This is a genomic window from Rhodococcus sp. H29-C3, from assembly GCF_030063405.1.
Taxonomy (GTDB): Bacteria; Actinomycetota; Actinomycetes; order Mycobacteriales; family Mycobacteriaceae; genus Rhodococcoides.
The window spans coordinates 134,737-160,267 of record NZ_JASITC010000008.1 but is presented as its reverse complement, the minus strand read 5'-3'; the positions used below and the strand labels follow the sequence as shown (position 1 = coordinate 160,267).

General features: G+C 61.2%; 21 protein-coding genes. 4 read left to right on the top strand and 17 right to left on the bottom strand.

Annotated elements, in window-relative coordinates:
* The first annotated feature begins 25 nt into the window (after positions 1-25).
* Positions 26-1,000 carry a 5'-3' exonuclease gene (locus QMK32_RS18215; RefSeq protein ID WP_283476554.1) on the top strand — a complete coding sequence of 325 codons (975 nt, stop codon included), beginning with the start codon at positions 26-28 and terminating at the stop codon, positions 998-1,000.
* Between the two features lie 45 nt (positions 1,001-1,045).
* Here QMK32_RS18215 and QMK32_RS18210 read toward each other — a convergent pair whose 3' ends face one another.
* The 7 genes from QMK32_RS18210 to pafA form a co-directional block, all read right to left on the bottom strand.
* Positions 1,046-1,867 carry a DUF4333 domain-containing protein gene (locus QMK32_RS18210; protein ID WP_283476553.1) on the bottom strand — a complete coding sequence of 274 codons (822 nt, stop codon included), beginning with the start codon at positions 1,865-1,867 and terminating at the stop codon, positions 1,046-1,048.
* 46 nt (positions 1,868-1,913) lie between these two features.
* Complete coding sequence (locus QMK32_RS18205; RefSeq protein ID WP_283476552.1) at positions 1,914-4,637, bottom strand: DEAD/DEAH box helicase; 2,724 nt, start codon at positions 4,635-4,637, stop codon at positions 1,914-1,916.
* Between the two features lie 9 nt (positions 4,638-4,646).
* On the bottom strand, positions 4,647-5,609 hold the full coding sequence (gene tatC / locus QMK32_RS18200; protein ID WP_283476551.1) for a twin-arginine translocase subunit TatC: 963 nt from the start codon (positions 5,607-5,609) through the stop codon (positions 4,647-4,649).
* Positions 5,610-5,677: 68 nt separating this feature from the next.
* Positions 5,678-5,959 carry a Sec-independent protein translocase subunit TatA gene (gene tatA, locus QMK32_RS18195; RefSeq protein WP_502943681.1) on the bottom strand — a complete coding sequence of 94 codons (282 nt, stop codon included), beginning with the start codon at positions 5,957-5,959 and terminating at the stop codon, positions 5,678-5,680.
* 120 nt (positions 5,960-6,079) lie between these two features.
* The gene (locus QMK32_RS18190) at positions 6,080-7,051 is read right to left on the bottom strand and encodes a helix-turn-helix transcriptional regulator (RefSeq protein ID WP_283476550.1); all 972 of its coding nucleotides are present in this window, start codon (positions 7,049-7,051) and stop codon (positions 6,080-6,082) included.
* Positions 7,048-8,037: a helix-turn-helix transcriptional regulator gene (locus QMK32_RS18185; protein WP_283476549.1), complete on the bottom strand. Its 990-nt coding sequence runs from the start codon at positions 8,035-8,037 to the stop codon at positions 7,048-7,050. The genes QMK32_RS18190 and QMK32_RS18185 overlap by 4 nt, the downstream gene beginning before the upstream one ends.
* A 31-nt stretch (positions 8,038-8,068) precedes the next feature.
* On the bottom strand, positions 8,069-9,427 hold the full coding sequence (pafA, locus tag QMK32_RS18180; protein ID WP_283476548.1) for a Pup--protein ligase: 1,359 nt from the start codon (positions 9,425-9,427) through the stop codon (positions 8,069-8,071).
* Positions 9,428-9,515: 88 nt separating this feature from the next.
* Here pafA and QMK32_RS18175 point away from each other — a divergent pair, with 88 nt between their 5' ends.
* Positions 9,516-10,985 carry a bifunctional phosphatase PAP2/diacylglycerol kinase family protein gene (locus tag QMK32_RS18175; RefSeq protein ID WP_283476546.1) on the top strand — a complete coding sequence of 490 codons (1,470 nt, stop codon included), beginning with the start codon at positions 9,516-9,518 and terminating at the stop codon, positions 10,983-10,985.
* Positions 10,986-11,009: 24 nt separating this feature from the next.
* Here QMK32_RS18175 and prcA read toward each other — a convergent pair whose 3' ends face one another.
* The 6 genes from prcA to QMK32_RS18145 all read right to left on the bottom strand — a co-directional run bounded on the left by prcA (position 11,010) and on the right by QMK32_RS18145 (position 18,009).
* Positions 11,010-11,771, bottom strand: a complete 762-nt coding sequence (gene prcA / locus QMK32_RS18170; RefSeq protein ID WP_283476545.1) for a proteasome subunit alpha — start codon at positions 11,769-11,771, stop codon at positions 11,010-11,012.
* On the bottom strand, positions 11,768-12,655 hold the full coding sequence (gene prcB, locus QMK32_RS18165; RefSeq protein ID WP_283476544.1) for a proteasome subunit beta: 888 nt from the start codon (positions 12,653-12,655) through the stop codon (positions 11,768-11,770). Before prcB ends, prcA begins: the two co-directional genes overlap by 4 nt.
* Positions 12,652-12,846 carry a ubiquitin-like protein Pup gene (locus QMK32_RS18160; RefSeq protein WP_084348893.1) on the bottom strand — a complete coding sequence of 65 codons (195 nt, stop codon included), beginning with the start codon at positions 12,844-12,846 and terminating at the stop codon, positions 12,652-12,654. The genes prcB and QMK32_RS18160 overlap by 4 nt, the downstream gene beginning before the upstream one ends.
* Positions 12,847-13,173: 327 nt before the next feature.
* On the bottom strand, positions 13,174-14,673 hold the full coding sequence (dop, locus tag QMK32_RS18155; RefSeq protein ID WP_283476542.1) for a depupylase/deamidase Dop: 1,500 nt from the start codon (positions 14,671-14,673) through the stop codon (positions 13,174-13,176).
* A gap of 203 nt (positions 14,674-14,876) precedes the next feature.
* Entirely contained in the window at positions 14,877-16,649 is a 1,773-nt protein-coding gene (gene arc / locus QMK32_RS18150; RefSeq protein ID WP_269305792.1) for a proteasome ATPase, read from the bottom strand.
* A 382-nt stretch (positions 16,650-17,031) separates the two neighbouring features.
* Positions 17,032-18,009 (bottom strand): tRNA (adenine-N1)-methyltransferase, encoded by a 978-nt coding sequence (locus QMK32_RS18145; RefSeq protein WP_283476541.1) that lies wholly within the window; start codon positions 18,007-18,009, stop codon positions 17,032-17,034.
* A 150-nt stretch (positions 18,010-18,159) separates the two neighbouring features.
* Between QMK32_RS18145 and QMK32_RS18140 the strand changes: the two genes are divergently transcribed.
* Both QMK32_RS18140 and QMK32_RS18135 read left to right on the top strand, forming a co-directional pair.
* Positions 18,160-19,032 (top strand): RecB family exonuclease, encoded by an 873-nt coding sequence (locus QMK32_RS18140; protein WP_349307573.1) that lies wholly within the window; start codon positions 18,160-18,162, stop codon positions 19,030-19,032.
* The gene (locus tag QMK32_RS18135; RefSeq protein WP_502943680.1) at positions 19,029-19,916 is read left to right on the top strand and encodes a thioesterase family protein; all 888 of its coding nucleotides are present in this window, start codon (positions 19,029-19,031) and stop codon (positions 19,914-19,916) included. The genes QMK32_RS18140 and QMK32_RS18135 overlap by 4 nt, the downstream gene beginning before the upstream one ends.
* 18 nt (positions 19,917-19,934) lie before the next feature.
* Here the strand turns inward: QMK32_RS18135 and hisG are convergent, their stop codons facing one another.
* The 4 genes from hisG to metH are packed head-to-tail and all read right to left on the bottom strand — an operon-like array spanning position 19,935 to position 25,372.
* Positions 19,935-20,786, bottom strand: coding sequence for an ATP phosphoribosyltransferase (hisG, locus tag QMK32_RS18130; RefSeq protein WP_084348888.1), 852 nt, complete (start codon positions 20,784-20,786; stop codon positions 19,935-19,937).
* Positions 20,787-20,833: 47 nt separating this feature from the next.
* Entirely contained in the window at positions 20,834-21,115 is a 282-nt protein-coding gene (locus QMK32_RS18125) for a phosphoribosyl-ATP diphosphatase (RefSeq protein ID WP_179142431.1), read from the bottom strand.
* Positions 21,112-21,810, bottom strand: a complete 699-nt coding sequence (locus QMK32_RS18120) for an HAD family hydrolase (RefSeq protein WP_283476540.1) — start codon at positions 21,808-21,810, stop codon at positions 21,112-21,114. The genes QMK32_RS18125 and QMK32_RS18120 overlap by 4 nt, the downstream gene beginning before the upstream one ends.
* Complete coding sequence (gene metH, locus QMK32_RS18115) at positions 21,803-25,372, bottom strand: methionine synthase (RefSeq protein ID WP_283476539.1); 3,570 nt, start codon at positions 25,370-25,372, stop codon at positions 21,803-21,805. The genes QMK32_RS18120 and metH overlap by 8 nt, the downstream gene beginning before the upstream one ends.
* Positions 25,373-25,531 lie beyond the last annotated feature (159 nt).

The following is a 25,531-nucleotide window of genomic DNA, read 5'->3' as shown; positions in this document are numbered from 1 at the left end:
CTTCAGGCTAACGGCGTTTGGCAAGATGATGTCCATGACAGCCCCGGGAACGTCACCTCTTCTCCTTCTCGACGGAGCCAGCCTGTGGTTTCGGGCCTACTACGCGCTACCCGAATCGATCACGGCACCGGATGGGCGACCGGTCAACGCCGTGCGGGGATTCATCGATATGGTCGCCGCTCTGATGGCTCGCACCGAGCCGCGCCGTCTCGCCGTCTGCCTGGATCTCGATTGGCGCCCGAAATTTCGAGTGGATGCAGTGCCGTCGTACAAGGCGCACCGCGTCGCAGAAGTACTTCCCGACACCGGATCGAGCGAAGAAGTACCCGAAACGCTGACGCCGCAGGTCGAGATGATCATGAACGTGCTCGCAGCCGCAGGGATCGCAACTGCCGGATCAGTCGGACTCGAAGCCGACGACGTACTCGGAACTCTGGCTGCCCGCGAGCGAGAAGATCCGGTCGTCGTCGTCAGCGGAGATCGAGATCTTCTGCAGGTTGCATCCGATGAACCCAACCAGGTCAGGGTCCTCTACGTCGGACGGGGGTTGGCGAAAGCAGAGTTGTTCGGCCCCGCGGAAGTGGCAGACAAATACGGGGTTCCCCCGCACCGGGCGGGCGAAGCATATGCCGAACTCGCCCTTCTACGCGGTGATGCCTCGGACGGACTCCCGGGCGTGAAAGGCGTCGGCGAGAAGACGGCGTCGACGCTCATGCTGCGATACGGCTCCGTAGCCGACCTGCGCGCAGCGGTGAACGATCCAGCATCAGATCTAGCGAAGGGCATCCGAGCAAAACTGACGGCGGCGAGCGACTACCTGGATGCAGCACTGCCCGTAGTTCGCGTCGTCACCGATGCCGAGGTCGAGTTCTCACGCTCGGACATCATCCCAGCTGTGCACGCCGACCCGGATCGGCTGTCGCAGCTGGCTTCCGAGCTCGGAATCGGCAGTGCTGTGGACCGACTGACCTCGGCAATGGGCACCTACGGCCGCGCCTGACCCGAACCCCAGCTGCACTCCGTGGCCCAGCTGGGTCCCAGTACGTCAGCGGGGACGTGAAACCTCGTAGGTTCCGCTGTCATCGGTGAACGTCAACGTCACCTTTTTGTCGATGCCATCGACTCGCACCGAGCAATCGAAAGATGCACCTTTTTCGACGGCCTGGCCGCTGGGGCAATCTACGTTCGAAACGCTTGTGGCACCGTAGGTTCCGGAGACGATCTCTTCGATTCCGGCCTCGGCAGCGTCAGTATCGAGGGTCTTCGTTCCACCCAAGGTGGCAAAAAGCACCCCACCGATGAGAAGAATTGCAACGACCAAACCGCCGATCAGGAACAGGGGTGTCTTCGACTTGGTGCCCTGCGGTGATTGTCCACCTGGATTCCACTGCTGCTGACCGGGCTGCTGCTGACCGGGATACATGCCCCCGTACTGGCCCTGCGGGTTTTGGCCCTGCGGATACTGCCCCTGGGGAAATTGGCCCTGCGGGAACTGACCTTGCGGGAACTGGCCCTGCGGGAACTGGCCCTGCGGGAACTGGCCCTGCGGATACTGCCCCTGCGGGAACTGCCCCTGCGGGAACTGGCCCTGCTCGTAGGACTGAGTTGGATAGTTACCCTGCCCCTGGGGCTGCGCCGGGTATTGCCCCTGTGGATAGGGCGGCTGCTGCAGGTAGCCCTGAGTCGGTTGGCCCGATGTAGGTCCGGCTTGGCCCCATGCTTGCTGACCGGGTACCTGTTGATCCCACGGCTGACCGGTCGCAGGGAGTTCACCACCAGAAGGGGTCTCCGACGCTGGTTCTTCCCGTTGCCCCTGATTGCGCGACCACTGCTCATCAGGGTTGTTCGGACCGTAAGGGCCGGTCATCTCGCCTCCACTTGATTCGATGTCGTCACACCTTAACGGAATTCACTCACGCCGCATCGACTGCGACAACACCACGTCGTAAGGCAGTGACAGCGCGAGCTGCCGTCTTGGATATCTCCGGATCCGGCGAAGCCAGACGTACCTGGTCGAGTAGATCGATGACCTGTCGGCACCATCGAACGAAATCACCCCCGGACAGAGCTTTTCCGTTGTCCCCTGCAGCGACGAGAGCATCTACGAGCGAGCTGTCGCTGGCCCAGCGATATACGGCTTTCACAAACCCCATATCGGGTTCACGTGTCGGCGGCAGGGAGTGTCGAATCTCGTCGGCACGCAATTCCGTCCATACCCGAACCGTCTCGGTCAGAGCATGACGCACAGGTCCGGTTGGCCCCTGTGGAGTCGAGTCGCCTTCCTGCCGTGACTCGAACACGACCGAGGACACAACGGCAGCGAGTTCGGCGGGCGCAAGGCCGAGCCAGAGGCGTTGCCGCAGGCACTCGGCGACAAGCAGATCCGATTCCGAGTAGATGCGGCTCAACCGCGAACCGTTACCCGTCACCTCGGGTGTACGACCGGCAGTGATGTATTCCCTTTCGGCAAGCAGCGATAAAATCCGGTCGAATGTGCGCGCCAAGGAATTGGTCGTGGCAGACACCTTGCGGCGCATCGATTCATTCTCACGAGCAAGCCTGTTGTACCGCTCGCCCACTCGGCCGAGCTCCTCACGATCGGACCTCGAATGAACCGGATGCGAACGTATGCTCCGCCTCAACGTGGCAAGTTCGCGGTCGTCGGTCGCCGTGGATTTACGGCGTCGGTGATCCGATGGCACGGAGATTCCGGTCGAACGCAACGCCGCTGCCAAATCACGCCGAGTCCTCGCCGTTCGATGATCGACATAGCGGGGCAAACGCATCGCACCCAATGAGTCTGCAGGAGAGGGGAAGTCGGCAGCCGACACTCGTCCGGCCCACTTGTCCTCGGTCAGAACCAACGGCCGAGGATCGGTGAGATCGTCATCGGGCTCGAGGACAACGGCCAACCCGCTGCGCTTCCCGCTGGGAACGGACACGACGTCACCACGCTTGAGACTCCGTAGCGATTCGACGGCATTGTCCCGTCGGTCCTGTCGTCCCTGACGCTCGAGGGTCTTTTCGCGGTCTTTCAGTCGTTCGCGCAGCTTGGCGTATTCGAAGTATTCACCCTCCGGCCCGCCCAGTCGCGCACCCAATTGGGTCAGAGTCTGATCGTTACGCTCGATGCCGCGAACAAGCCCGACGACAGATCGGTCCGCTTGGAACTGCGCAAACGAGCGTTCCAGCAATGCGCGTGAGTCGGCAGCCCCGAATTGTTCGACCAAATTTATCGACATGTTGTAGCCCGGACGGAATGAGCTCCGTAGCGGAAAAGTGCGGGTCGATGCCAGACCCGCTACTTCGGTCGGCTCGGTTCCCGGCTGCCACAGTACGACCGCATGACCTTCGATATCGATGCCACGACGTCCCGCTCGACCCGTCAGCTGGGTGTACTCCCCCGGAGTCAATTCCGCATGGGACTCACCATTGAACTTGACCAGCTTCTCGAGCACGACGGTGCGTGCTGGCATATTGATGCCCAGAGCCAATGTTTCGGTGGCAAACACCGCCCGGACCAGGCCTTTGACGAACAGCTCCTCGACTGTATGGCGGAAGACCGGCAGCATACCCGCGTGATGGGCGGCGAGCCCTCGCTCGAGAGCCTCGCGCCACTCCCAGAAGCCGAGTACTTCGAGGTCCTGACGAGGAAGCTCGGAGGTGTGTTTTTCGACAATGTAGCGAATCTCTTCGACCTGCTCCGGCGTCGTGAGAACCAACCGGGAACGCAGACATTGCGTCAGCGCAGCGTCACAACCGGCACGGCTGAAGATGAAAGTGATTGCAGGGAGTAGACCCTCCTGGTCGAGCCGAGCGATAACTTCGGGCCGCGGCAGAGGTCGATTGTTCGCACTCGCACCGTGTCCACCCCGCCCGCGTCCTCTTCCATGGGGCGCTTGCCATCTGTCGACGTAATCGAGTGACTGCCTTTCCTTCACATGGCGGACCAGATCGCGGTCGACGACAGGTTTTGCCGCACCCCCGCTGGAGTGAGCGCGACTGTCGAACAAATCGAACAACCGGCGGCCGACCATGATGTGCTGCGACAACGGCACCGGTCGATTCTCGTCCACCACGACGGTGGTATCTCCCCGCACCGTCTCCATCCACGCGCCGAACTCCTCGGCGTTGCTCACGGTGGCCGACAGGCTGACCAGTCGAACGTCCTGCGAGAGATGAAGAATCACCTCTTCCCACACCGCACCCCTGAACCGATCGGCGAGATAGTGAACCTCGTCCATGACCACATGGGACAGTCCCCGAAGGGCATTCGAGTTGGCATAAAGCATGTTTCGCAAGACTTCGGTCGTCATCACGACGATCGGAGCATCGGGATTGATGCTCGAGTCGCCGGTCAACAGGCCGACAGTCGACCGGCCGTACCTTGCCGTCAGCTCGGCGAACTTCTGATTGCTCAGCGCTTTGATCGGGGTCGTGTAGAAGCACTTGCGACCCGATGCGAGGGCGAGATGAACGGCGAACTCACCGATAATCGTCTTACCGGCACCGGTGGGGGCGCATACCAGAACGCCGTGGCCCGCCTCCAATGCCGTACAGGCATCGATTTGAAAGCGATCGAGTGGAAAGCTCAGCTCACCCGCGAACTTCTGCAATTCAGAGGTCGAGACGCTCACTCCATCACGTCAGATCGTGTCGGTGAAGTCCTGCTGAGGTTGACGGGGTGCCTCGACCTTGCTCGGTGACTCGACCTTGTTCGGTGATTCGATGGATCCAGTGAAATCGATCGACGATGCTTCGTCATCGGATACATCACCCCATTCCTCGCTACTCTTGCGCAATTTACGCCTGTCGTGAATGCGAGCGATCTGCACTGCCATTTCGAACAGGATCGTAAGTGCCAACGCCAACGCCAACATCGAGAACGGGTCTTGACCGGGCGTTGCGATCGCAGCGAAGACGAACAGTCCGAAAATCAGTCCGCGGCGCCATGCTTTCAATCGTTCGTAGGTCAAGATGCCGACGAAATTCAACGCCACCACCAGGAGCGGAATCTCGAAGCTGACACCGAAAATGATCAGCAAGTTGATCAAGAACCCGAAGTACTGGTCACCGCTGAGCGCCGTGATCTGAACGTTGTCGCCGATGGACAACAAGAAGTGCAGGCCCTTGGCCACGACGAAGTACGCGAGGATCGCACCTGCGACGAACAGTGCAGCAGCTGAAGACACGAACGCGATCGCATAGCCGCGTTCCTTCGCGTATAGACCCGGGGTGATGAACGCCCACAACTGGTAGAGCCATATAGGGCACGCCAACACGACGCCGGCGGTGAACGCGACCTTGAATCGGAGGAGGAACTGATCGAATGGGCCAGTAGCCAGCAAGCGGCACGAATCGTCGTTGCTCAGATTCGCTCTCAAACTCGGATCGAGCGAGCAGTAAGGACCGCGTAGTAGGTCACCGAGGCTCTCGGTGCCGAACAAGGTGTGCGAGTACCAAAAAAAGCCGAAGGCCGTCGTCACGGCAACGGCGAGCAGAGCCCACATCAACCGAGTCCGCAACTCGTACAAGTGATCGACCAACGACATCGTGCCGTCGGGATTCAGTCGGCGCTTGCTTCGCCTTGGGTCGAACGGGATTCGCATTCTCTGTCTTCGCTCAGCAGTGAACCGGGGTGCTGATCAGCACCCCGGTTTGCTACGTATCGTTCTTCTCAGGCCGACTTGGTGTCAGGTCGGCTGCTCACGCCGTCGACGGGATGAGCGTCAACGGAGTGCGGGTCGACCGGCACCGCAGGATCGAGCAGGCCTGGCGCGGCAGGTCGAGCGGCAGGAGCTTCGGCCTTACCGTCGTTCTGCATTTCCTTCACTTCGCTCTTGAAGATGCGCAGCGAGCGTCCCAGTCCCCGAGCTGCTTCGGGCAGCTTCTTGGAACCGAACAGAATTACGACAACCACCGCGACGATGGCCCAGTGCCACGGGCTCAAGGCTCCCATGTATACCTCCCAGAATCAGATATCTCGAGCGTACCCGACATCAGACCTAGTCGGACCCGAAGAAATCGAGTGTTAACTGTCAGTTCATTGATCTCGAGCGACGCGAACAACCTCTTCGAATCATTCACCGAGCTCAGCATAGGCAGCCAGCGCGGTCCGGGCACGTTCGTTGACGCTGCGCTGCAGTTCCGGCGGTCCCAGCACAGCGATCCCCGTACCGAAGCCAAGCGTCAAACGGGTCATCCACGCCAAGGTCGCGAATCGCATCGTCACCGTGATCGAGCCATCTGCCGCAGCACCTACCTGAGTCATCGGGTAGTAGTCCATCACCCACACGAAATCTGGTTGGATCTCGAGAAGTGCCTGTGGGAGCGACGGATCGTCATTGAAGATCTCGAAACTGTCGTCCTGTGGTGCACCCTCGGGCGGGCGCGACGGTTCGGAAAGCTCGCCTGCGCTGTCGATTCGATCGAATCGAAAGAGTCGCACTCCCTCGGCGCGACGGCACCAAGCCTGCAGGTAGCTGTGATCGTCGATCAGGACAGTTCGGATCGGATCGACGATTCGTTCGGACACGGCGTCACGCGAAGCGGAATAATAGGTCAATTCGAGTGCATGTCGATTCCGAAGGGCAGAGCGGATGGCGGCCGCGGCCGCGCTCTCCGGTGCCGATGTCTCCGTATCCTGCCCGGATGATCGGGGGACGTTGGCGGCAGCAGCTCCTGCTGCATCCTCGATCTTCGCGATCGCTCGCTGCGCAGCTGACGGATCCACCATCCCCGGCATCGAAGTCAATGAACGAAGTGCGACGAGTAGGGCCGTGGCTTCGGTCGACGTCAGCCTCAACGGACGATCGATTCCAGCAGAGAACGTCACCTCGATGCTTTCTTCCGAGAAGGACAGGTCGATGAGATCTCCGGGGCCGTAACCGGGCAATCCGCACATCCAGAGCTGATTCAGATCGGTCATCAGGGTCGTGGTGGATACGCCGAGCTCGCGTGCTGCTTCGGCTGCGCTCAGGCCTGGATTGGCCAGGAAAAAAGGCACCATGTTCAGGAGTCGGGCCAACCGCACCGACAGTCGCGCGCTCACCGTGACGCCTCGACCGCAGCTGAACGCAGTGCACGAATGACGTCGGCGCGTAGCTCTGGCGGGTCCAGCACCAAAGCGTCACCCCCGTGGCCCGCCACGAGCCGGGTCACCCATTCCCACGAACGGACCGGGATCTGCACGACCGATCCGCTTCTTCCGCCGACGGTGCGTTCCTCCAGCGCAGTTCCTAGTCTTCTGATCTCGAATGCAGCGTCGTCGACAACCCAGACGGTTGCCGATCCGCTGACCTCCGCGGTTCCTGCAACTCGTTCGACTATGGATTGAAGATCGATGCCCTCGGGCTTACGAACGCTTCCTGTGCGCCCGAACGTGGAAACGTCATCGCCGATCCGCGACAACCGGAACGTCCGAGTGTCGTTGCGATCGACGTCGTGCCCCACCAGGTACCACCGCCCACGAAACGTGACGACGCCCCACGGTTGCACGGTGCGAGTGACGAACGGGTCTGTAGTCGATCCTCGATGCAGGAAACGGACCGACCGCCCCGCGTCGATTGCCGAGAGCAAGGCACCGAGCGCAGGTTCGGAGCCTCTGGTCCGCGCTGGAACCGCGGTGACCGATGCCGCCGATTGGTCCTGATCGACCTGAATGCCGGCGGCACGTAGCTTGAGGAGCGCGCTTTGCGCTGCAGAAGTCAACTCTGGGGACTCCCACAATTGAACGGCGACGGCGACGGCTGCAGCTTCTTCTCGGCTGAGATCGATGTCTGGAAGCTCATAGGCGTCTCGATTGATCCGATAGCCCTCGATCCCTCCCGAGCCAGCAGCTAATCCAGTCTCCAACGGAACGCCGAGATCGCGGAGTTCGTTCTTGTCTCGCTCGAACATACGACTGAACGCTTCGTCGGTCCCCGAGTCTCCGTACCCTGCGACGCTGTCTCGGATCCGCTCCGCGGTCACGAACTGCCGCGTCGACAGGAGACAGATGACCAGGTTCATCAACCGCTCGACTTTGGTGATCGCCACTATGGCAGCCTAATGGTCGATACCTGACCCGCTACATCGAAGCGATCAAACGCTCCACGCGTTCGTCGACCGAACGGAACGGATCTTTGCACAGCACGGTGCGCTGTGCCTGGTCGTTGAGCTTGAGATGTACCCAGTCGACGGTGAAGTCGCGTCCTGCTTCCTGCGCGGCGGTGATGAATTCGCCTCGCAGCTTCGCGCGAGTCGTTTGCGGTGGCAAATTGACCGCCTCGTCGATTTGTTCGTCTTCGGTGATTCGTTTGACCAAGCCTTTGCGTTGAAGAACGTCGAACACCCCGCGACCGCGTTTGATGTCGTGGTACGCCAAGTCGAGCTGAGCGATCTTCGGATCCGACAGTTCCATCGAGTAGCGATCCTGGTAACGCTGGAACAGCTTGTGCTTGATCACCCAGTCGATCTCGGTGTCGACCTTCGCAAAGTCCTGCGCTTCGACGGCGTCGAGAGTTCGGCCCCACAGATCGACCACTTGCTCTACCTGTGGGTCCGGTTCGCGGGACTTCAGGTGTTCGACAGCTCGCGCGTAGTACTCACGCTGGATCTCCAATGCGCTGGCCTGACGTCCACCGGCCAGGCGGACCGGCTTCCGACCGGTCAGATCGTGGCTTACCTCGCGAATCGCCCGAATCGGGTTGTCCAGAGCGAAGTCTCGGAAGGGGACGCCCGCCTCGATCATTTCCAGAACGAGCGCAGCGGTACCGACCTTGAGCATGGTGCTCGACTCGGACATATTCGAGTCACCGACGATGACATGTAGTCGCCGGTACTTCTCGGCATCGGCGTGTGGTTCGTCCCGGGTGTTGATGATCGGTCGCGAGCGCGTAGTCGCGGAGGACACGCCTTCCCAGATGTGTTCAGCCCGCTGAGAGAGGCAGAACGTCGCAGCTTTGGGGGTCTGTAATACCTTGCCGGCACCACAGATCAATTGGCGAGTCACAAGAAAAGGCAGCAAGACGTCGGAGATTCGGGAGAACTCCCCTGCGCGTGCCACCAGATAGTTCTCGTGGCAGCCGTAGGAATTTCCGGCCGAATCGGTGTTGTTCTTGAACAGATAGATATCACCGCCGATACCTTCTTCGGCGAGACGCTGCTCCGCATCGATCAGCAGGTCTTCGAGCACGCGTTCACCGGCTCGGTCATGTGTGACGAGCTGCAGAAGGCTGTCGCACTCGGCCGTCGCGTACTCCGGATGCGAACCGACGTCGAGGTACAACCGCGCACCGTTGCGAAGAAAAACGTTGGAGCTACGGCCCCAGGACACGACGCGGCGAAACAGGTAGCGGGCCACTTCGTCGGGACTCAGCCGCCTGTGCCCGTGAAAGGTACATGTCACACCGAACTCGGTCTCGATGCCCATAATTCGTCGTTGCACACTTCGACAGTACAACGACCAAGCACCCACCTGGGGTCCGAACGTGCCGACTTCGGTCGTGTCCACTCGGTCCGCATAGGCTTGAACTGTGAAGCACAGGCCATCGCGACTACCCGACTTGATCCATACCTGGGACGTAAGAGTGTTCGATCGCATTGCCGTGAGCCGCGCGTCCGCTGCCGATCCAGTGTTGCGCGAACTCAGTACGGCCGCGAATCACAGTCTTTTGTGGGCGGCCTCAGCGGGCCTGCTTGCTGCCCGCCCCGGCCCGACGCGTCGTGGCGCTGTTCGCGGACTTCTTGCTGTCGCCGGCGCAAGTGCAGTCGCCAACGGCATTCTCAAGCCACTCCTACCGCGGACCAGGCCAGGGTTCGAGCGCACTCCACTCGTCCGGCGCCTGCTGTCCCCACCCGAGTCGTCCTCGTTCCCATCCGGGCACTCCGCGTCGGCGGCAGCATTCGTCGTCGGGGTGTCCCTTGAATCACCGCTGGCAGGAGCGCTTGTGGCTCCGCTCGCAGCCGCAGTCTGCTATTCGAGGGTGCACACGGGCGTCCATTGGCCATCCGACGTTGTCGCCGGCGCTGCTCTGGGTGCGGGTATCGCGCTGTCGACCAAAAGGTGGTGGGCGGTTCGCACAGAGGACGCAGCAGAGCTCGGCACTTCCATCGAAGCGCCTGCGTTGCCGAAGGGAAGAGGACTACTCGTCCTCACCAACCCTGGTTCCGGGACGGACGACGACATGTCCGCCGTGATCAGCAAGCTGCTTCCCGAGGCCGAACAATTCACCCCAGATAGCGACACCGATTTCAACGAACAGCTCGAGAAACGCATCAGCGGAGGCAGACCGCGGGCGCTGGGAGTCTGCGGCGGTGACGGCACGATCGTCAGCGTGGCGGAATCAGCTGTTGCACACGGACTCCCGCTTGCAGTATTCCCTGGTGGAACGCTCAACCATTTCGCCCGAGACGCCGGGGTAGCCAGCGTCGAAGCGACGGTGCATGCCATCGAGAGTGGATTCGCATCGCGGGTCGATCTCGCATCGGTGATCGTCGACGGCGCTCGGTCTGTGCATTTCGTCAATACGGCAACGTTCGGCGGGTATCCGGATTCCGTACGACTTCGAGAACGCTTGGAAGGCAAGATCGGTAAATGGCCGGCAGCGGCGGTAGCGATGATCGGTGTTCTGGCGGCGGCGGAACCCTTGAAAATTTCCCTCGACGGCCTGCCTCAATCGGTGTGGATGCTGTTCGTCGGCAACGGCCAGTACCACCCCAGTGATCAGGTTCCGATGTCTCGACGCTCCATCGGTTCTGGCACGCTCGATGTTCGGTATCTTCCATCGAAGCCGTTTTTGTCGCGCACGCGACTGCTGATCGCAGCGTTGACCGGCACGCTAGGAAATTCGGCAACCTATGTGCATTCCGTTGCTCGAACGTTGAGTGTGAAGGTCACCGGCTCGGAGGTTGCACTCGCGACCGACGGTGAAGTAACCGCTGACGGTAGTGATTTCACCTTCTCCAGCGACGACAACGGCCTCGTACTCTACCGTGACAGGTAGCGCACGAGGCCGGTCCGCACTAACTCAATCAGGCATCGAGGACTCGGAACTCGAGGCGAGATCGGGCAACATTTCCTGCAACGCCGGTCCCGCTATGCGTCGAAACGCTCGCCGCGGGCGAGCCTGATCGAGAACGGCAACTTCGAGGGAACTGACTTCGAGAACTTTCTTCTCGGAGTCGGTTCCGTTCGCGGTCGAAGTCGTCGACACCGTGCCCTGAGCAAGTGCATCGACGGCAATCCTCACCGCGGCGCTGAGGTCGAGCCCCTGCCGGTAGGACGTGCGCAGCGCGGTCACGATCGGTTCGGTAGTGCCGCCCATGACGACGAACTCTTTCTCGTCGACGATCGAACCGTCATAGGTGATTCGGTACAGCTGCGTCGACGCCGGCTCGTCGGAGTGGCCTACCTCGGCAACACAGATCTCCACCTCGTACGGCTTGAGTTGCTCGGTGAAGATCGTGCCGAGCGCCTGGGCGTAGGTCTTGGCGAGAGAACGTCCGGTGACGTCACGCCGGTCGTAGGTGTAGCCCTTGGTATCAGCGTGCAGAATCCCAGCCTTGCGGAGGTTTTCGAACTCGTTGTACTTGCCTACAGCTGCGAAACCGAGTCGGTCGTAGAGTTCGCTGACCTTGTGGAGTGCCGAAGAGCGGTTCTCGGCGACGAACAACACACCCTCGGCAAAGGTCAAGACGATGACGCTTCGACCTCGTGCGATGCCTTTGCGTGCAAGCTCCGAGCGATCGCGCATGATCTGCTCGGCAGATGCGTAATACGGCATCGTCATGACAAAAGCCCCCCGTCCTGAGCGCGTTCGGCGATCACTGCCCGAGCGGCATCGGCAATTCGAGATTCGGCAACGTCAACCGCACCGACACTGGTGATGGTGACGGCAGTCGGGTAGATGCCGCGCGTCACGTCCGGTCCGCCAGTCGCGGAGTCGTCGTCTGCTGCATCGAAGAGGGACTCCACAGCCGCACGCAGCGCGGCTTCCTCGTCCATGGCCGGCGAAATCAGCTTCTTCAGCGCCGATTTCGCGAATAGCGATCCCGAACCTACCGAGTGATAACCGGATCGTTCTTCGTACCGGCCGCCGACCACGTCGTACGAGACGATGCGACCAGCAACCTCGGGATCGGCTGCGTCGACGTCGAATCCGACCAGCAGTGGCACTGCTGCCAGGCCTTGCATTGCGGCACCCAGATTGCTGCGGACCATCGAAGACAGCTTGCTCGCCTTACCGTTGAACGTAAGCGGAACGCCCTCGATCTTCTCGTAGTGTTCGAGTTCGACGGTGAACAGACGCACGAGTTCGATTGCGATACCTGCAGTCCCGGCAATGCCCGCCGCCGAGTATTCGTCCGTGACGAAGACTTTCTGCATGTCTCGGTTGGCGATGAGGTTGCCCTGCGTCGCACGACGATCGCCTGCGATGAGAACGCCACCGGCGAAGGTAACCGCGACGATGGTCGTGCCGTGGGGCGCCAGATCCGACATCGTCACGAAATCGCCTGCGCTTCCGTGTGGATCCGCACCTGCTTCCGGCGAAAATCGATTCCCCGGAAGCAGGTGCGGTGCATGATCACGTAGGTGGTCGGTGAACGAAGAATGATGCGAGCCGAAAGTCGGCAGCAGATCATCGAGCGCGGACGCCGTCCGGTCCAACCTCACTGGCCGCCCTTCTGAACGTAAGCACGTACGAAGTCTTCGGCGTTTTCCTCGAGCACGTCGTCGATTTCGTCGAGTAGGTCGTCGGTTTCCTCTGCCAGCTTCTCGCGCCGTTCCTGACCACCGCCGGCCTCACCGGGGACCTCGTCGTCGCCGTCGCCACCGCCAGAGCGTCGTGTCTGCTCTCGAGCCATAGTCGCCGACCTCCTTACGTATTCGCAGTACCTGCTCGGACCTTCACCCTACCGATTCGGCGCTGGGACGGGCGGCAAGACACCAGATCAGGCAGGAGCGGAGCCTGCGGAGTGACCGAGATGAGCAGGAGCGGAGCCTGCGGAGTGACTCCGGTCAGGCAGGAGCGGAGCCTGCGGAGTGACCGAGATGAGCAGGAGCGGAGCCTGCGGAGTGACCGAGATGAGCAGGAGCGGAGCCTGCGGAGTGACTCCGGTCAGGCAGGAGCGGAGCCTGCGGAGTGACCGAGATGAGCAGGAGCGGAGCCTGCGGAGTGAGAGCCGCGTGGGTCAGCTGGTGAGTTGTTCGACGAGCTCGGCGGCAGTCTCGGCGGACTCGAGGAGTGCCCCGACATGCGCTTTGCTTCCACGCAGCGGTTCCAGGGTCGGTATTCGCACCAGCGAATCGCCGCCGAGGTCGAAGATCACCGAGTCCCAGCTTGCGGCTGCGATATCGGCGCCGAACTTACGTAGGACCTCACCGCGGAAATAGGCCCTGGTGTCGGTCGGTGGGTTGCTCACTGCGTCGAGGATCTGCTGCTCGGTAACGAGACGCTGCATGGATCCGCGCGCCACGAGTCGGTTGTAGAGGCCCTTGTCGAGCCGCACATCCGAGTATTGAAGGTCCACGAGATGCAGCCGTGGCGCTGACCATCCCAGGCCTTCGCGCTGCCGGAACCCTTCGACCAGGCGGAGTTTCGCCGGCCAGTCGAGCAGATCCGAGCATTCCATCGGGTCGCGTTCGAGTAGGTCGAGGACCATCGCCCACTTCTCGAGGATGTCCGCAACCCGTGGGTCGTCGTTGCCCTCTCCGGCTACGAACTTGGCGACGCGCTGATGGTAGATCCGTTGCAATGCCAATGCGGTCAGTTCTCGACCGTCGGTGAGTGCGACGGTCTGCCGCAGGGTCGGGTCGTGGCTGATCTGGTGAACTGCGGTGACGGGACGCGCAAGCTGAAGGTCCGAGAGATCGACGCCTGCCTCGATGATGTCGAGGACCAGCGCTGTCGTTCCCACCTTCAAATAGGTCGCCATCTCGGCAAGGTTGGCGTCGCCGATGATGCAGTGCAGTCTCCGGTACTTGTCTGCGTCGGCATGCGGTTCGTCCCGGGTATTGATGATTCCGCGCTTGAGGGTCGTTTCGAGGCCTACTTCGACCTCGATGTAGTCGGCGCGCTGCGAGAGCTGGAAGCCTGCTTCATCGCCGGACTGACCTATACCTACCCGACCCGATCCGGTGAAGACCTGACGGGATGCGAAGAACGGAGACAGGCCGGCGATGACAGCCGAGAAAGGGGTCGTGCGGGACATGAGGTAGTTCTCGTGAGTTCCGTACGACGCGCCTTTGCCGTCGACGTTGTTCTTGTACAGCTGGAGCCGCGGGGCACCGGGCACACTCGAGGCATGCCGTGCCGCGGCCTCCATCACCCTCTCGCCTGCCTTGTCCCAGATGACTGCGTCGAGCGGATCGCGTACTTCTGGTGCCGAGTACTCCGGATGTGCGTGGTCGACGTACAGCCGTGCACCGTTGGTCAGAATCATGTTTGCGGCGCCGATCTCGTCGGCATCGATGATCGGCGCAGGTCCGCTGAAACGGCCGAGATCGAATCCACGAGCGTCACGCAGGGGCGACTCGACCTCGTAGTCCCAGCGGGTTCGCTTCGCCCGAGGTACCCCGGCTGCGGCGGCATAGGCCAGCACTGCCTGAGTGGACGTGAGAATCGGGTTGGCCGTTGGATCGGTTGGGGAGGAGATTCCGTACTCGACCTCGATGCCAATGATGCGCTCCATACATCCGAGCCTAGGTGATGGTCGGGTCTGCAATCGAACGACCAGGCCGGACCGGATCGATACCGTCGCGACATTGCGACGTATCACCGAGGGCGACGTGCCGTTTCCTCGCGAAATCAGAACTGCTCGGCGCACCTACCGAACGAGCGGCGTGTGTGTCGAGCAGTTCTGGACGACGATCTTCCTGTCGAGAAACTCGGTTGCTACAGGTACTGCCCCGTGTTCGATTCGGTATCGATCGCGCGGGAAGCACTTGCGTTCTTGCCGGTGACCAGGGTGCGAATGTAGACGATCCGCTCGCCCTTCTTCCCCGAGATCCGAGCCCAGTCGTCCGGGTTCGTGGTGTTGGGCAAGTCCTCGTTCTCGGCGAATTCGTCGACAATCGAGTCGAAGAGGTGCTGAACGCGAAGTCCTGGGGTTCCCGACTCGAGAACAGACTTGATCGCGTACTTCTTCGCACGATCGACGATGTTCTGGATCATGGCACCGGAATTGAAGTCCTTGAAGTACAGGACTTCTTTGTCTCCATTGGCGTAGGTCACTTCGAGGAACCGATTGTCGTCGCTTTCCGCATACATTCGGTCCACCACACGTTCGATCATCGCCCGAATGCAGGCAGTCCGATCTCCGCCGAATTCTGCGAGGTCATCAGCATTGACCGGTAGTGAATCGGTCAGGTACTTCGAGAAGATGTCCTGAGCCGACTCGGCATCGGGGCGCTCGATCTTGATCTTCACATCGAGCCGACCGGGACGAAGAATCGCCGGATCGATCATATCTTCACGGTTGGACGCACCGATGACGATGACGTTCTCGAGTCCCTCGACGCCGTCGATCTCGGCGAGAAGCTGTGGGACGACCGTTGTCTCGACATCCGAGGACACCCCGGAGCCACGGGTACGGAAGATAGAATCCATCTCGTCGAAGAACACGATGACGGGCGTACCCTCGGATGCCTTTTCACGCGCACGCTGGAAGATCATCCGGATATGCCGCTCGGTCTCACCGACGAACTTGTTCAGCAGCTCGGGACCCTTGATGTTCAGGAAGAACGATTTCGCTTCCTTGGCATCCTGGCCGCGAGATTCGGCGATCTTCTTCGCAAGCGAGTTCGCGACAGCCTTCGCGATCAGCGTTTTACCGCAGCCGGGTGGGCCGTAGAGCAGTACTCCCTTGGGTGGCCGCAGGGAGTACTCGCGGAACAGATCCTTGTGGAGGAACGGAAGCTCCACCGCGTCGCGGATCTGCTCGATCTGGCGGCCGAGACCACCGATATCTTCATATCCGACGTCCGGCACTTCTTCGAGCACCAAATCTTCGACCTCGGCCTTGGGTACACGCTCGAACGCGTACCCGGCTTTGGTATCGACCAGGAGCGAATCGCCGGGGCGCAGTTTGCGGGACGGCTCGTCCGGATCTTGGGGAAGGGTGTCGTTGACCATGTCGAACAGCGGCTTGGCGAGCCACACCACGCGCTCTTCGTCTGCGTGACCCACGACCAGAGCGCGGCTGCCGTCGCCGAGCAACTCTCGGAGAGAACAGATCTCCCCGACTTGCTCGAACGATCCCGCTTCGACGATCGTCAGCGCCTCGTTCAACCTCACGGTCTGGCCGGGCGCCAGTGATTCTGCCTCGACGTTGGGCGAACACGTCAGCCGCATTTTGCGTCCGGACGTGAACACGTCCACCGTGTCGTCTTCGTGCACTGCCATCAAGATGCCGTAGCCGCTGGGGGGTTGTCCGAGCCGATCGACTTCTTCACGCAGCGCGATGAGTTGCTGACGCGCCTCCTTGAGGGTGTCCATCAGCTTCGAGTTTCGTAGCGACAGCGAATCGATGCGGGTCTCGAGTTCACGAACACGCTCCGGCGATTCCCCGAGTTGACCGAGTTGTCGCCGTAGTGCCGAAGCCTCGGTACGAAGCTCGTCGAGTTCCGCCCGTGCCGCAGCCGATTCTGGATTGTCTGTTGAGCTCATGAGCGACTCCTCCCAGTCCGATCTTTCAACGCTACCGGCACAGCGCCCAAAGCGCGTGTGGACACGTTCGAGTGTTGTCGACCGGGTGACGAATAGAGCCATCGAAGACTTCGTAGAGCCATGTTGGCCTCGCCTGCCTAGTAACCCGAGAGCCCCGCCCGAAAGAAGCTCTACCAGTGAAGATGCGAGGTTTCTCGGTGCTGATTGCAACCGCGCAACAGTGATGGCCGTTACCGGTTGTAGCGACAGCGAGGATTCCGATCACGCTGATCACAGTTCGGACTCCACCGTCGAGAAACCCGAAACAACGTCCACCGTGTGCGGCGCCGACAGCTTCGGAACTCGAACCTGGCCTCGGCCGGGTTCGAGTTGCCAGGGTCCGTCAGCCCTTGCCGGATCGGCGCTGAGGCTTCGGGGTAACGGTACCGGCTGCCAGTTTGCGAGCGCTGATCAGGAATGCGGTATGCCCCTGCATTCGATGCTCGGGGCGCACTGCCAATCCCACGACGTGCCAACCGCGGACGATGGACTCCCACGACTTCGGTTCGGTCCAGCATTCTTGCGCGCGCAGAGCTTCGACGACGCGTGAGAGTTGCGTTACCGTCGCGACGTAGACGATCAACACCCCGCCAGGGACGATCGCATCCGCGACGGCGGGCAGGGCATCCCACGGCGCGAGCATGTCGAGAATTGCGCGGTCCACCGTCTCACCGGGATGGTCCGCGGCGAACTGATCGATGTCGGCAACGGTCAAATCCCAGTTCGACGGCCGCTCGCCGAAGAACGTTTCGACGTTCTTCACGGCATAGTCGGCGTGGTCCTGCCTGATCTCGTACGAGATGACGGTGCCCTCGGAACCGACCGCCCGAAGCAGCGAACACGTCAGCGCACCGGAACCCGCTCCGGCCTCCAACACTCGCGCTCCGGGAAACACGTCGCCCTCGTGGACGATCTGCGCAGCGTCCTTGGGGTAGATGACCTGCGCGCCGCGCGGCATCGACAGAACATAGTCGGTCAACAGTGGGCGCAGCGCCAAGTACGGCGTGCCGTTCACGGACGTGACGACGCTGCCCTCGTCGGCACCGAGGAGCTTGTCGTGGGTGATTCCGCCGCGGTGAGTATGGAACTCCTTGCCGGGCTCGAGAACCACCGTGTAGTGCCTGCCCTTGCCGTCGGTCAGCTGGACTCTGTCACCGGTGCGGAACGGTCCGCTCCTGGCGGGTCCGGCACTCTCGGTGGGCTCAGGAGTCGCATCGTGTGTGGGAGCTGGGTCGGATGCAGGAACGGGGTCGGATGCGAAAGCCTCCTCGGATGATTCGATTTCGCCCGAAGACACGCTCTCGTCCGAAGACACAGCCATTCCCACTTTCTAGTACTTGCACTCAACCATCCGCCCGCGCGTAAATCTGCATGGGAAGACGGCCGCCGATCCGAGAATTCGGAAGCGACTCGACCGCCCAGACTACGGCCTTCCCCGATTCTGTCGGGGCAGGGGCTTACCCTGCCCTATGTGAGTATTTTGGAATTGCCGGCGCAGCCACGTCCGCGTCGGAGTAGGCCCGCATTGTCGCCTTCCCGCGCGAACGACTTCAAACAGTGCCCTTTGCTCTACCGATTTCGAGCAGTGGATCGTCTTCCCGAGAAGTCCACCACAGCTCAGGTCAAGGGAACCGTCGTTCACGCTGCACTCGAAGCGCTGTACGCAATGCCCACCGAAACAAGAGATTCCGTCACTGCGGTCGAGTTGGTGTCCCCAGCGTGGGATCGTGTGCTCGAAGAATCACCGGAACTGGACGTACTGTTCGAAGGTAAGGAACGCGAGACACTTCTCGACCAAGCGCGGGCGCTGGTGGCCGGGTACTACGAGATGGAAGATCCAACCAGATTCGATCCGGAGTCTTGTGAACAACGAGTGGAGATCGAACTGGCCGACGGCACTCCTCTTCGCGGATTCATCGATCGAATCGATGTTGCACCCAATGGCATGGTCCGCGTCGTCGACTACAAGACCGGCAAGTCTCCTCGCGAGTTCACCGAGGCCAAGGCGCTCTTCCAGATGAAGTTCTACGCACTGGTGATCATGCGGATGCGCAGCGTCGTACCCTCCCAGCTCAAATTGATGTACCTCGGTGACAAGAAATCGCTTACCTACACACCCGACGAGGAAGAATTGATTCGGTTCGAACGGATGTTGTCGGCGATATGGAAGGCAATTCTCGAAGCAGGGCAGTCTGGCGACTTTCGACCGAAGCGAACCAAACTGTGCGGGTGGTGCGATCACCAGGCCTTGTGTCCTGAGTTCGGTGGTACTCCCCCGGTCTATCCTGGGTGGCCTGACGAACTTCAGGATCAGAACTTGCTCGTCTCGGAGATGAGCCTGTGACCTCGAGCGAGCACACCCCGAACTCCGCGACCCCCGCTGCCGAGAACGAGCCGGACGCATTCTTCGTGCCCCTAGGGCTCAATGCTCAGGGCAACGAGGTGTTCTCCACGACACGTCGTACGGTGAGCTTGTGGGCACCGACCATGCAGCACGGCGCACCCCCGTCGGCTTTGCTCGTTCGGGCTCTCGAGCGCGTCGCACCGCGCGAGGACGTACTCGTGAGCCGGGTCGTCGTCGAATTGCTCGGCCCCGTGCCCATCTCGGACATCGAGGTTCGTTCCTGGGTCGATCGACCGGGCGCGAACATCGAACTCGTCGTTGCCGAATTATGGGCTCGGTCTCCTGACCGAGTCGATCGGGACGGTGTTGTCCGCGAGGGTGTCGAACGCGCGGTTGCCCGAGGTACGGCGTGGCGGATGACCACAGTCGACACCTCGAGCGAGTCCCACCAAGCCGACTCGTCCTTGAAACCCCTGTCGGAGGGGATAAGTCACAACTGGGGAGGAATGTGGAAGTCCGGGTATCTCGACAACATCGAGATCTTCGCGCTCACCGAACTGGGCGGTAACGGACCAGGACAGGTATGGGCCAGGCCTACACCAGCTTTGGTATTGGGCGAAGAGATGACGCCCCTCGAAAGATTGTTCTCGATTGCCGATATCGCAAACGGTATCGGTGCCAAACTGGACCTGAACCGGTGGACCTTCCTCAATACCGATCTCACCGTCCACATCTTCCGCGTACCGGAGGGTGAGTGGGTTGGGATTTCGGCCGAAACGTCTACCGGCCCAGATGGGTTCGCAATGTCTTCCGGTGTGCTACACGACGAACGAGGGCCGATCGGACGTATCGCACAGACAGTGCTGGTCAGACCGCGCCCTTAGGGGCGAGAACCGACCCGGTCAGAAGGCGCGGCAGGACCTGATATCCGAAGCGAGAATAGCTTTGGCTCCCAGGTCCGCCAGCTCGTCCATGACGCTGTTGTGCACCTTGCGAGACACCATTGCCCGCACCGCAACCCAGTTGTCGTCGACCATCGGTGAGAGCGTCGGGGATTCGATGCCGGGGGTGATCTTGACGGCCTCGTCAAGAATGGACTTCGGGCAGTCGTAATCGAGCATGAGGTACTGCTGAGCGAACACGACGCCTTGCACGCGAGCGATCAACTGCTTGCGAACCTTGTCGGTGTCCTCGCTACCCGCCCGCGAAATCAGAACACCTTCCGAATCACACAGGGACTCACCGAACGCGACCAAATTATGTTGCCGCAAGGTACGACCGGAGCCCACGACATCAGCGATGGCATCGGCGACACCGAGCTGGATGGAGATCTCGACGGCGCCGTCGAGTCGGATGACCTCCGCAGTAAGGCCGCGACGAGCCAGGTCTGCTCGTACGAGGTTCGGGTACGAGGTTGCGATTCGGAGTCCGTCGAGGCTCTCCGCAGTCCATTCTTTTCCTGCTGGCGCAGCGTATCTGAAGCTGGATCGCCCGAAGCCGAGGGCCAAACGCTCATCGACCGGGGCACCTGAATCGAGTGCAAGGTCGCGGCCGGTGATGCCGAGGTCCAGCTCGCCGGAGCCGACGTAGATGGCGATATCTTTCGGGCGCAGAAAAAAGAACTCGACCTGATTGGCTGGATCGAGGACTGTGAGATCACGAGCGTCGGTCCGGCGCCGATAACCGGCCTCGGACAGAATTTCAGCGGCGGATTCGGAGAGCGAGCCTTTGTTGGGAACTGCTACACGCAACATGGAGTTTTCCTGTTCGGGGTGTCGGTCGGGAATCGTCGGGGCGGAGCTCACAGATGTCGGTAAACATCTTCGAGTTCGAGGCCCTTACCCACCATCAACACCTGAACCCAATACAGAAGCTGGGAGATCTCCTCGGCGAGCGCTTCGTCGCTCTCGTGTTCCGCGGCGATCCACACTTCGCCTGCTTCTTCGAGGATCTTCTTTCCTTGCGCATGCACGCCTGCATCCAACGCAGCGACGGTGCCGGAACCCTCAGGGCGTGTCGCGGCACGATCGGTGAGCTCGGCGAACAGGGATTCGAAGGTCTTCACGGGTTGTGATTCTTTCATGACGAAGTAGTGGAACGCGCATCGCACCACGCCGATGAGAGTTCGTCGGCGGTGAGCCCGACGAGCGAGCTGCGTACGACATAACCCGCACGAGGGGTTACTGCGAGTTCGGAGGGCACAAAAAGCACGGAACAACCTGCGCGATGAGCGGACAACGATCCGGTCGGTGAGTCTTCGACAGCGAGGCAGTCCTCCGGAGCGACACCGAGCAACGAGGCCCCGCGGAGATAGGGCGCAGGATGCGGTTTGCCGGCCTCGACTTCGTCGCCGCTCACAGTGGCGTCGAAGTAGTCACGGCCGACGGTGTCCAGCGCGTACTCGACCAGGCCCCGCTCGGTGTTGGTCACCAGAGCAGACCTGAGGCCGAGATCGCGGACTAGCTGAAGTGCGTCCTTGGCACCGGGGCGCCACGAGATTCCCTCGGCGAACAACACAGCGACACGGTCGGTGAGCCAGTTCCTTGCGGTGGCCAGCGACTGGTCGCTCACCTCGGTGCCGGTGTGGGCAAACACTGTGCGGAGGGCGTCCTGCATCGAATTTCCGAGAGTGCTCTCGCGAACCTCCGGCGTCAGTTCACGTCCGAGATCGAGGGACAGTTCCTCGACCGCGACGTCCCAGATCTTCTCGGAATCGAGCAACGTTCCGTCCATGTCCCACAGCACAGCCCGCAGACGGCGGTCAGAAGAGTCAGACATTGAAATACTTCGCCTCCGGGTGATGAAGAACGAATGCGTCCGTGGACTGCTCCGGATGCAGTTGCAGTTCCTCCGACAGATTGACGCCGATCCGTTCGGGTTCGAGAAGTGCAGCCAACTTGATTCGATCCTCGAGGTCGGGGCATGCACCGTAACCGAACGAGTAACGCGCACCACGGTATTCGAGTTTGAAGTATCCCTCGGCCTCGGTCGGGTCCTCGGCCGCAACACTCGCACCACTGGAAAGCTTCAGTTCTTCACGGACTCGGCGATGCCAGTACTCGGCGAGCGCCTCGGTCAGCTGCACACCGATGCCATGCACTTCGAGGTAGTCACGGTACGAGTCCGCAGCGAACAGCTCGTTTGCGAAATCCGCGATCGGCTGCCCCATCGTGACCAGATTCATCGGAAGGACGTCCACCTGACCAGTTTTCGTGGCGTCTTCCCGCGACCGAATGAAGTCGGCGATGCACAGGAATCGATCCCGATTCTGACGTGGGAAGGTGAACCGGAATCGTTCGGGCGCATCGACGCGCGGTTCGGTCAGTACGACGACGTCGTCACCTTCCGAGACCGCTGGGAAGTATCCATAGACGAGGGCCGCATGCGCGAGGATGCCGTCGGTGCTGAGACGATCCAGCCAATACCGCAGTCGCGGTTTGCCTTCCGACTCGACGAGGTCCTCGTACGTTGCTCCTTCGCCCTTGCGTGCGCCACGCAAACCCCACTGGCCGAGAAAGAGTGCGCGTTCGTCGAGGAGCTCGGAGTAGTCGGACAACGACACGCCCTTGACGATGCGAGTCCCCCAGAACGGCGGAGTCGGAGTCTCGATATCCGTCGCGACGTCCGAACGCTCCGGCACCACGATAGGAACCTCGTTCGCCTTGCGCTGCTCGGCGATTCGACGTGAACGTTCGTGGCGGGCCTTGCGCTCTTCGGTTTTCGCCTTGGCCGCCAACGCCTCCGGGCTGTCCGGCGCCGGTCCACCTCCACGCTTGGTAGTCATGATGGTGTCCATCAGGCTGAGACCCTCGAACGCGTCGCGGGCATAGTGGACATCGCCTTGGTAGACGTCCTGTAGATCGTTCTCGACATAGGAGCGCGTCAAGGCTGCGCCACCGAGCAGCACCGGAAACTTCTCGGCGACTCCCCTGTTGTTGAGTTCGATCAGGTTGTCCTTCATGACGACCGTGGATTTGACCAGCAGTCCCGACATGCCGATGACGTCGGCACGCTTGTCGATCGCCGCTTCAAGAATTGTCGCGATCGGCTGTTTGATCCCAAGGTTGACGACCTCGTACCCGTTGTTGCTGAGAATGATGTCGACGAGGTTCTTGCCGATGTCGTGCACGTCGCCCTTGACCGTGCCGAGGACGATTCGCCCCTTGCCGTCGTCGTCCGACGCTTCCATGTGGGGTTCGAGGTACGCGACAGCGGCCTTCATCACCTCAGCGGACGCCAACACGAACGGCAGCTGCATCTGACCGGAGCCGAACAACACTCCCACGGTCTTCATGCCTGACAGGAGCGTTTCGTTGATGATCTCCAGCGGTGGCTTTTCCTTCATTCCCGCATCCAGATCCGCTTCGAGTCCGTTGCGTTCGCCGTCGACGATGCGCCGCTCGAGCCGCTCGAACAGCGGCAATCGGCCAAGTTCTTCGGCACGAGACTCGCGCGCCGACGCCGCCGAAACCCCTTCGAAGAGCTGCATGAGCTTTTGCAGCGGGTCGTATCCCTCGGATCGACGGTCGTACACCAGATCGAGTGCAATCTCGCGATGCTCGTCGGGGATCTTGTTCATGGGCAAAATCTTCGACGCGTGCACGATGGCCGTGTCCAACCCGGCCTGGGTGCACTCGTGCAGGAAAACCGAGTTGAGGACCTGCCGTGCAGCAGGATTCAAACCGAAAGAGATGTTCGACAATCCGAGCGTGGTGTGCACCCGCGGATAGAGTTCCTTGAGCTGGCGGATGGCCTCGATCGTTTCGATTCCATCGCGTCGCACTTCTTCCTGCCCAGTGGAAATCGGGAAGGTGAGTGTGTCGACGATGATGTCTTCCTGACGAAGACCCCAGTTGCCGGTGATGTCCTCGATCAGGCGCGCGGCGACGCGGACCTTCCATTCGGCGGTGCGTGCCTGACCTTCTTCATCGATGGTCAGAGCGACGACAGCAGCACCGTGCTCCTTGACGAGCCGCATGATCTTCTGAAAACGCGAGTCCGGGCCTGCTCCGTCCTCGTAGTTGACCGAGTTGACTGCGCTGCGACCACCGAGATGCTCCAATCCGGCTTTCAGTACGGCAGGTTCGGTCGAGTCGAGCATGATCGGCAACGTGGATGCCGTCGCCAGCCGACTGGCGAGTGCAGCCATGTCAGCGGCCCCGTCCCGGCCCACGTAGTCGACGTTCAGGTCGAGCATGTGTGCACCGTCGCGAGTTTGATCCTTGGCGATGTCGAGGCACTTCTCGTAGTCCTCGGCGAGCATCGCGTCGCGAAATGCCCTGGAGCCGTTGGAGTTGGTGCGCTCACCGATCACCAGGATGCTGGAATCCTGCTCGAAGGACACGGCCGAGTAGAGCGAGGAAACACCCGGTTCCGGGGTGGGCGTGCGCTCGGCATGGCGGGTGCCATGAACGAGATCGGCGACCTGACGAATATGCTCGGGCGTCGTTCCGCAGCATCCGCCGACCAGTGACAGGCCGTATTCGGAGACGAAGCCGCTCAAGGCGATCGCCAACTCGGGCGCGGTCAGCGGATATTCGGCTCCTCTGGCTCCCAGAGTGGGCAGCCCGGCGTTCGGCATGACGGACACAGGCAACCGCGAGTGCTTCGACAGATGCCGAAGATGCTCACTCATCTCTGCAGGTCCAGTTGCGCAATTGAGCCCGATCATGTCGATACCGAGCGGTTCCAGCGCAGTGAGCGCGGCGCCGATCTCACTTCCGACGAGCATGGTGCCGGTGGTTTCGACGGTGACATGCGTGATGATCGGAATGCGCGCACCCAGCTTGTCCATCGCGTGCTGGCTACCGATGATCGCCGCTTTGACCTGTAGCAGGTCCTGGCAGGTTTCGATGAGAATTGCATCGGCACCGCCGTCGATCATGCCGAGCGCGGCCTCGGTATATGCGTCACGTAGGCGTGCGAACGGCGCGTGACCCAGCGTGGGAAGTTTGGTACCCGGGCCCATCGAGCCCAGAACGAATCGGTCCATCCCATCACGACCGGGGCCCATCTCGTCGGCCGTTTCACGCGCGAGGCGTGTCCCCTTCTCTGCCAGCTCGCGGATCCGGTCCTCGATGTCGTAGTCCGCCAGGTTCGGAAGATTGCAACCGAAGGTGTTGGTTTCGACGGCGTCTGCGCCCGCATCGAAGTAGGCGCGGTGGATCTCACGAAGCACATCGGGACGAGTGTCGTTGAGAATTTCGTTGCAGCCCTCGAGACCGATGAAGTCGTCGAGCGTCAATTCTGCGTCCTGCAACATAGTCCCCATCGCACCGTCACCGATGACAACGCGCGAACGAATCGCTTCCAGCAGACCGGTCTTATGTAGCGCAGGCATTGCTACAGCCTAGTGGTCACGCAGCGATACCCAAGACGGGCCGGGCTGGTCGTAGGCTGTCGTGGTGAGTCCCCGAAACAGCGACGGCAATATCCCAGCTGACAACGACGTTACAGAACGCGACAATTCAGACAACGCTGCAGAAGCGCTGCTCGAAGC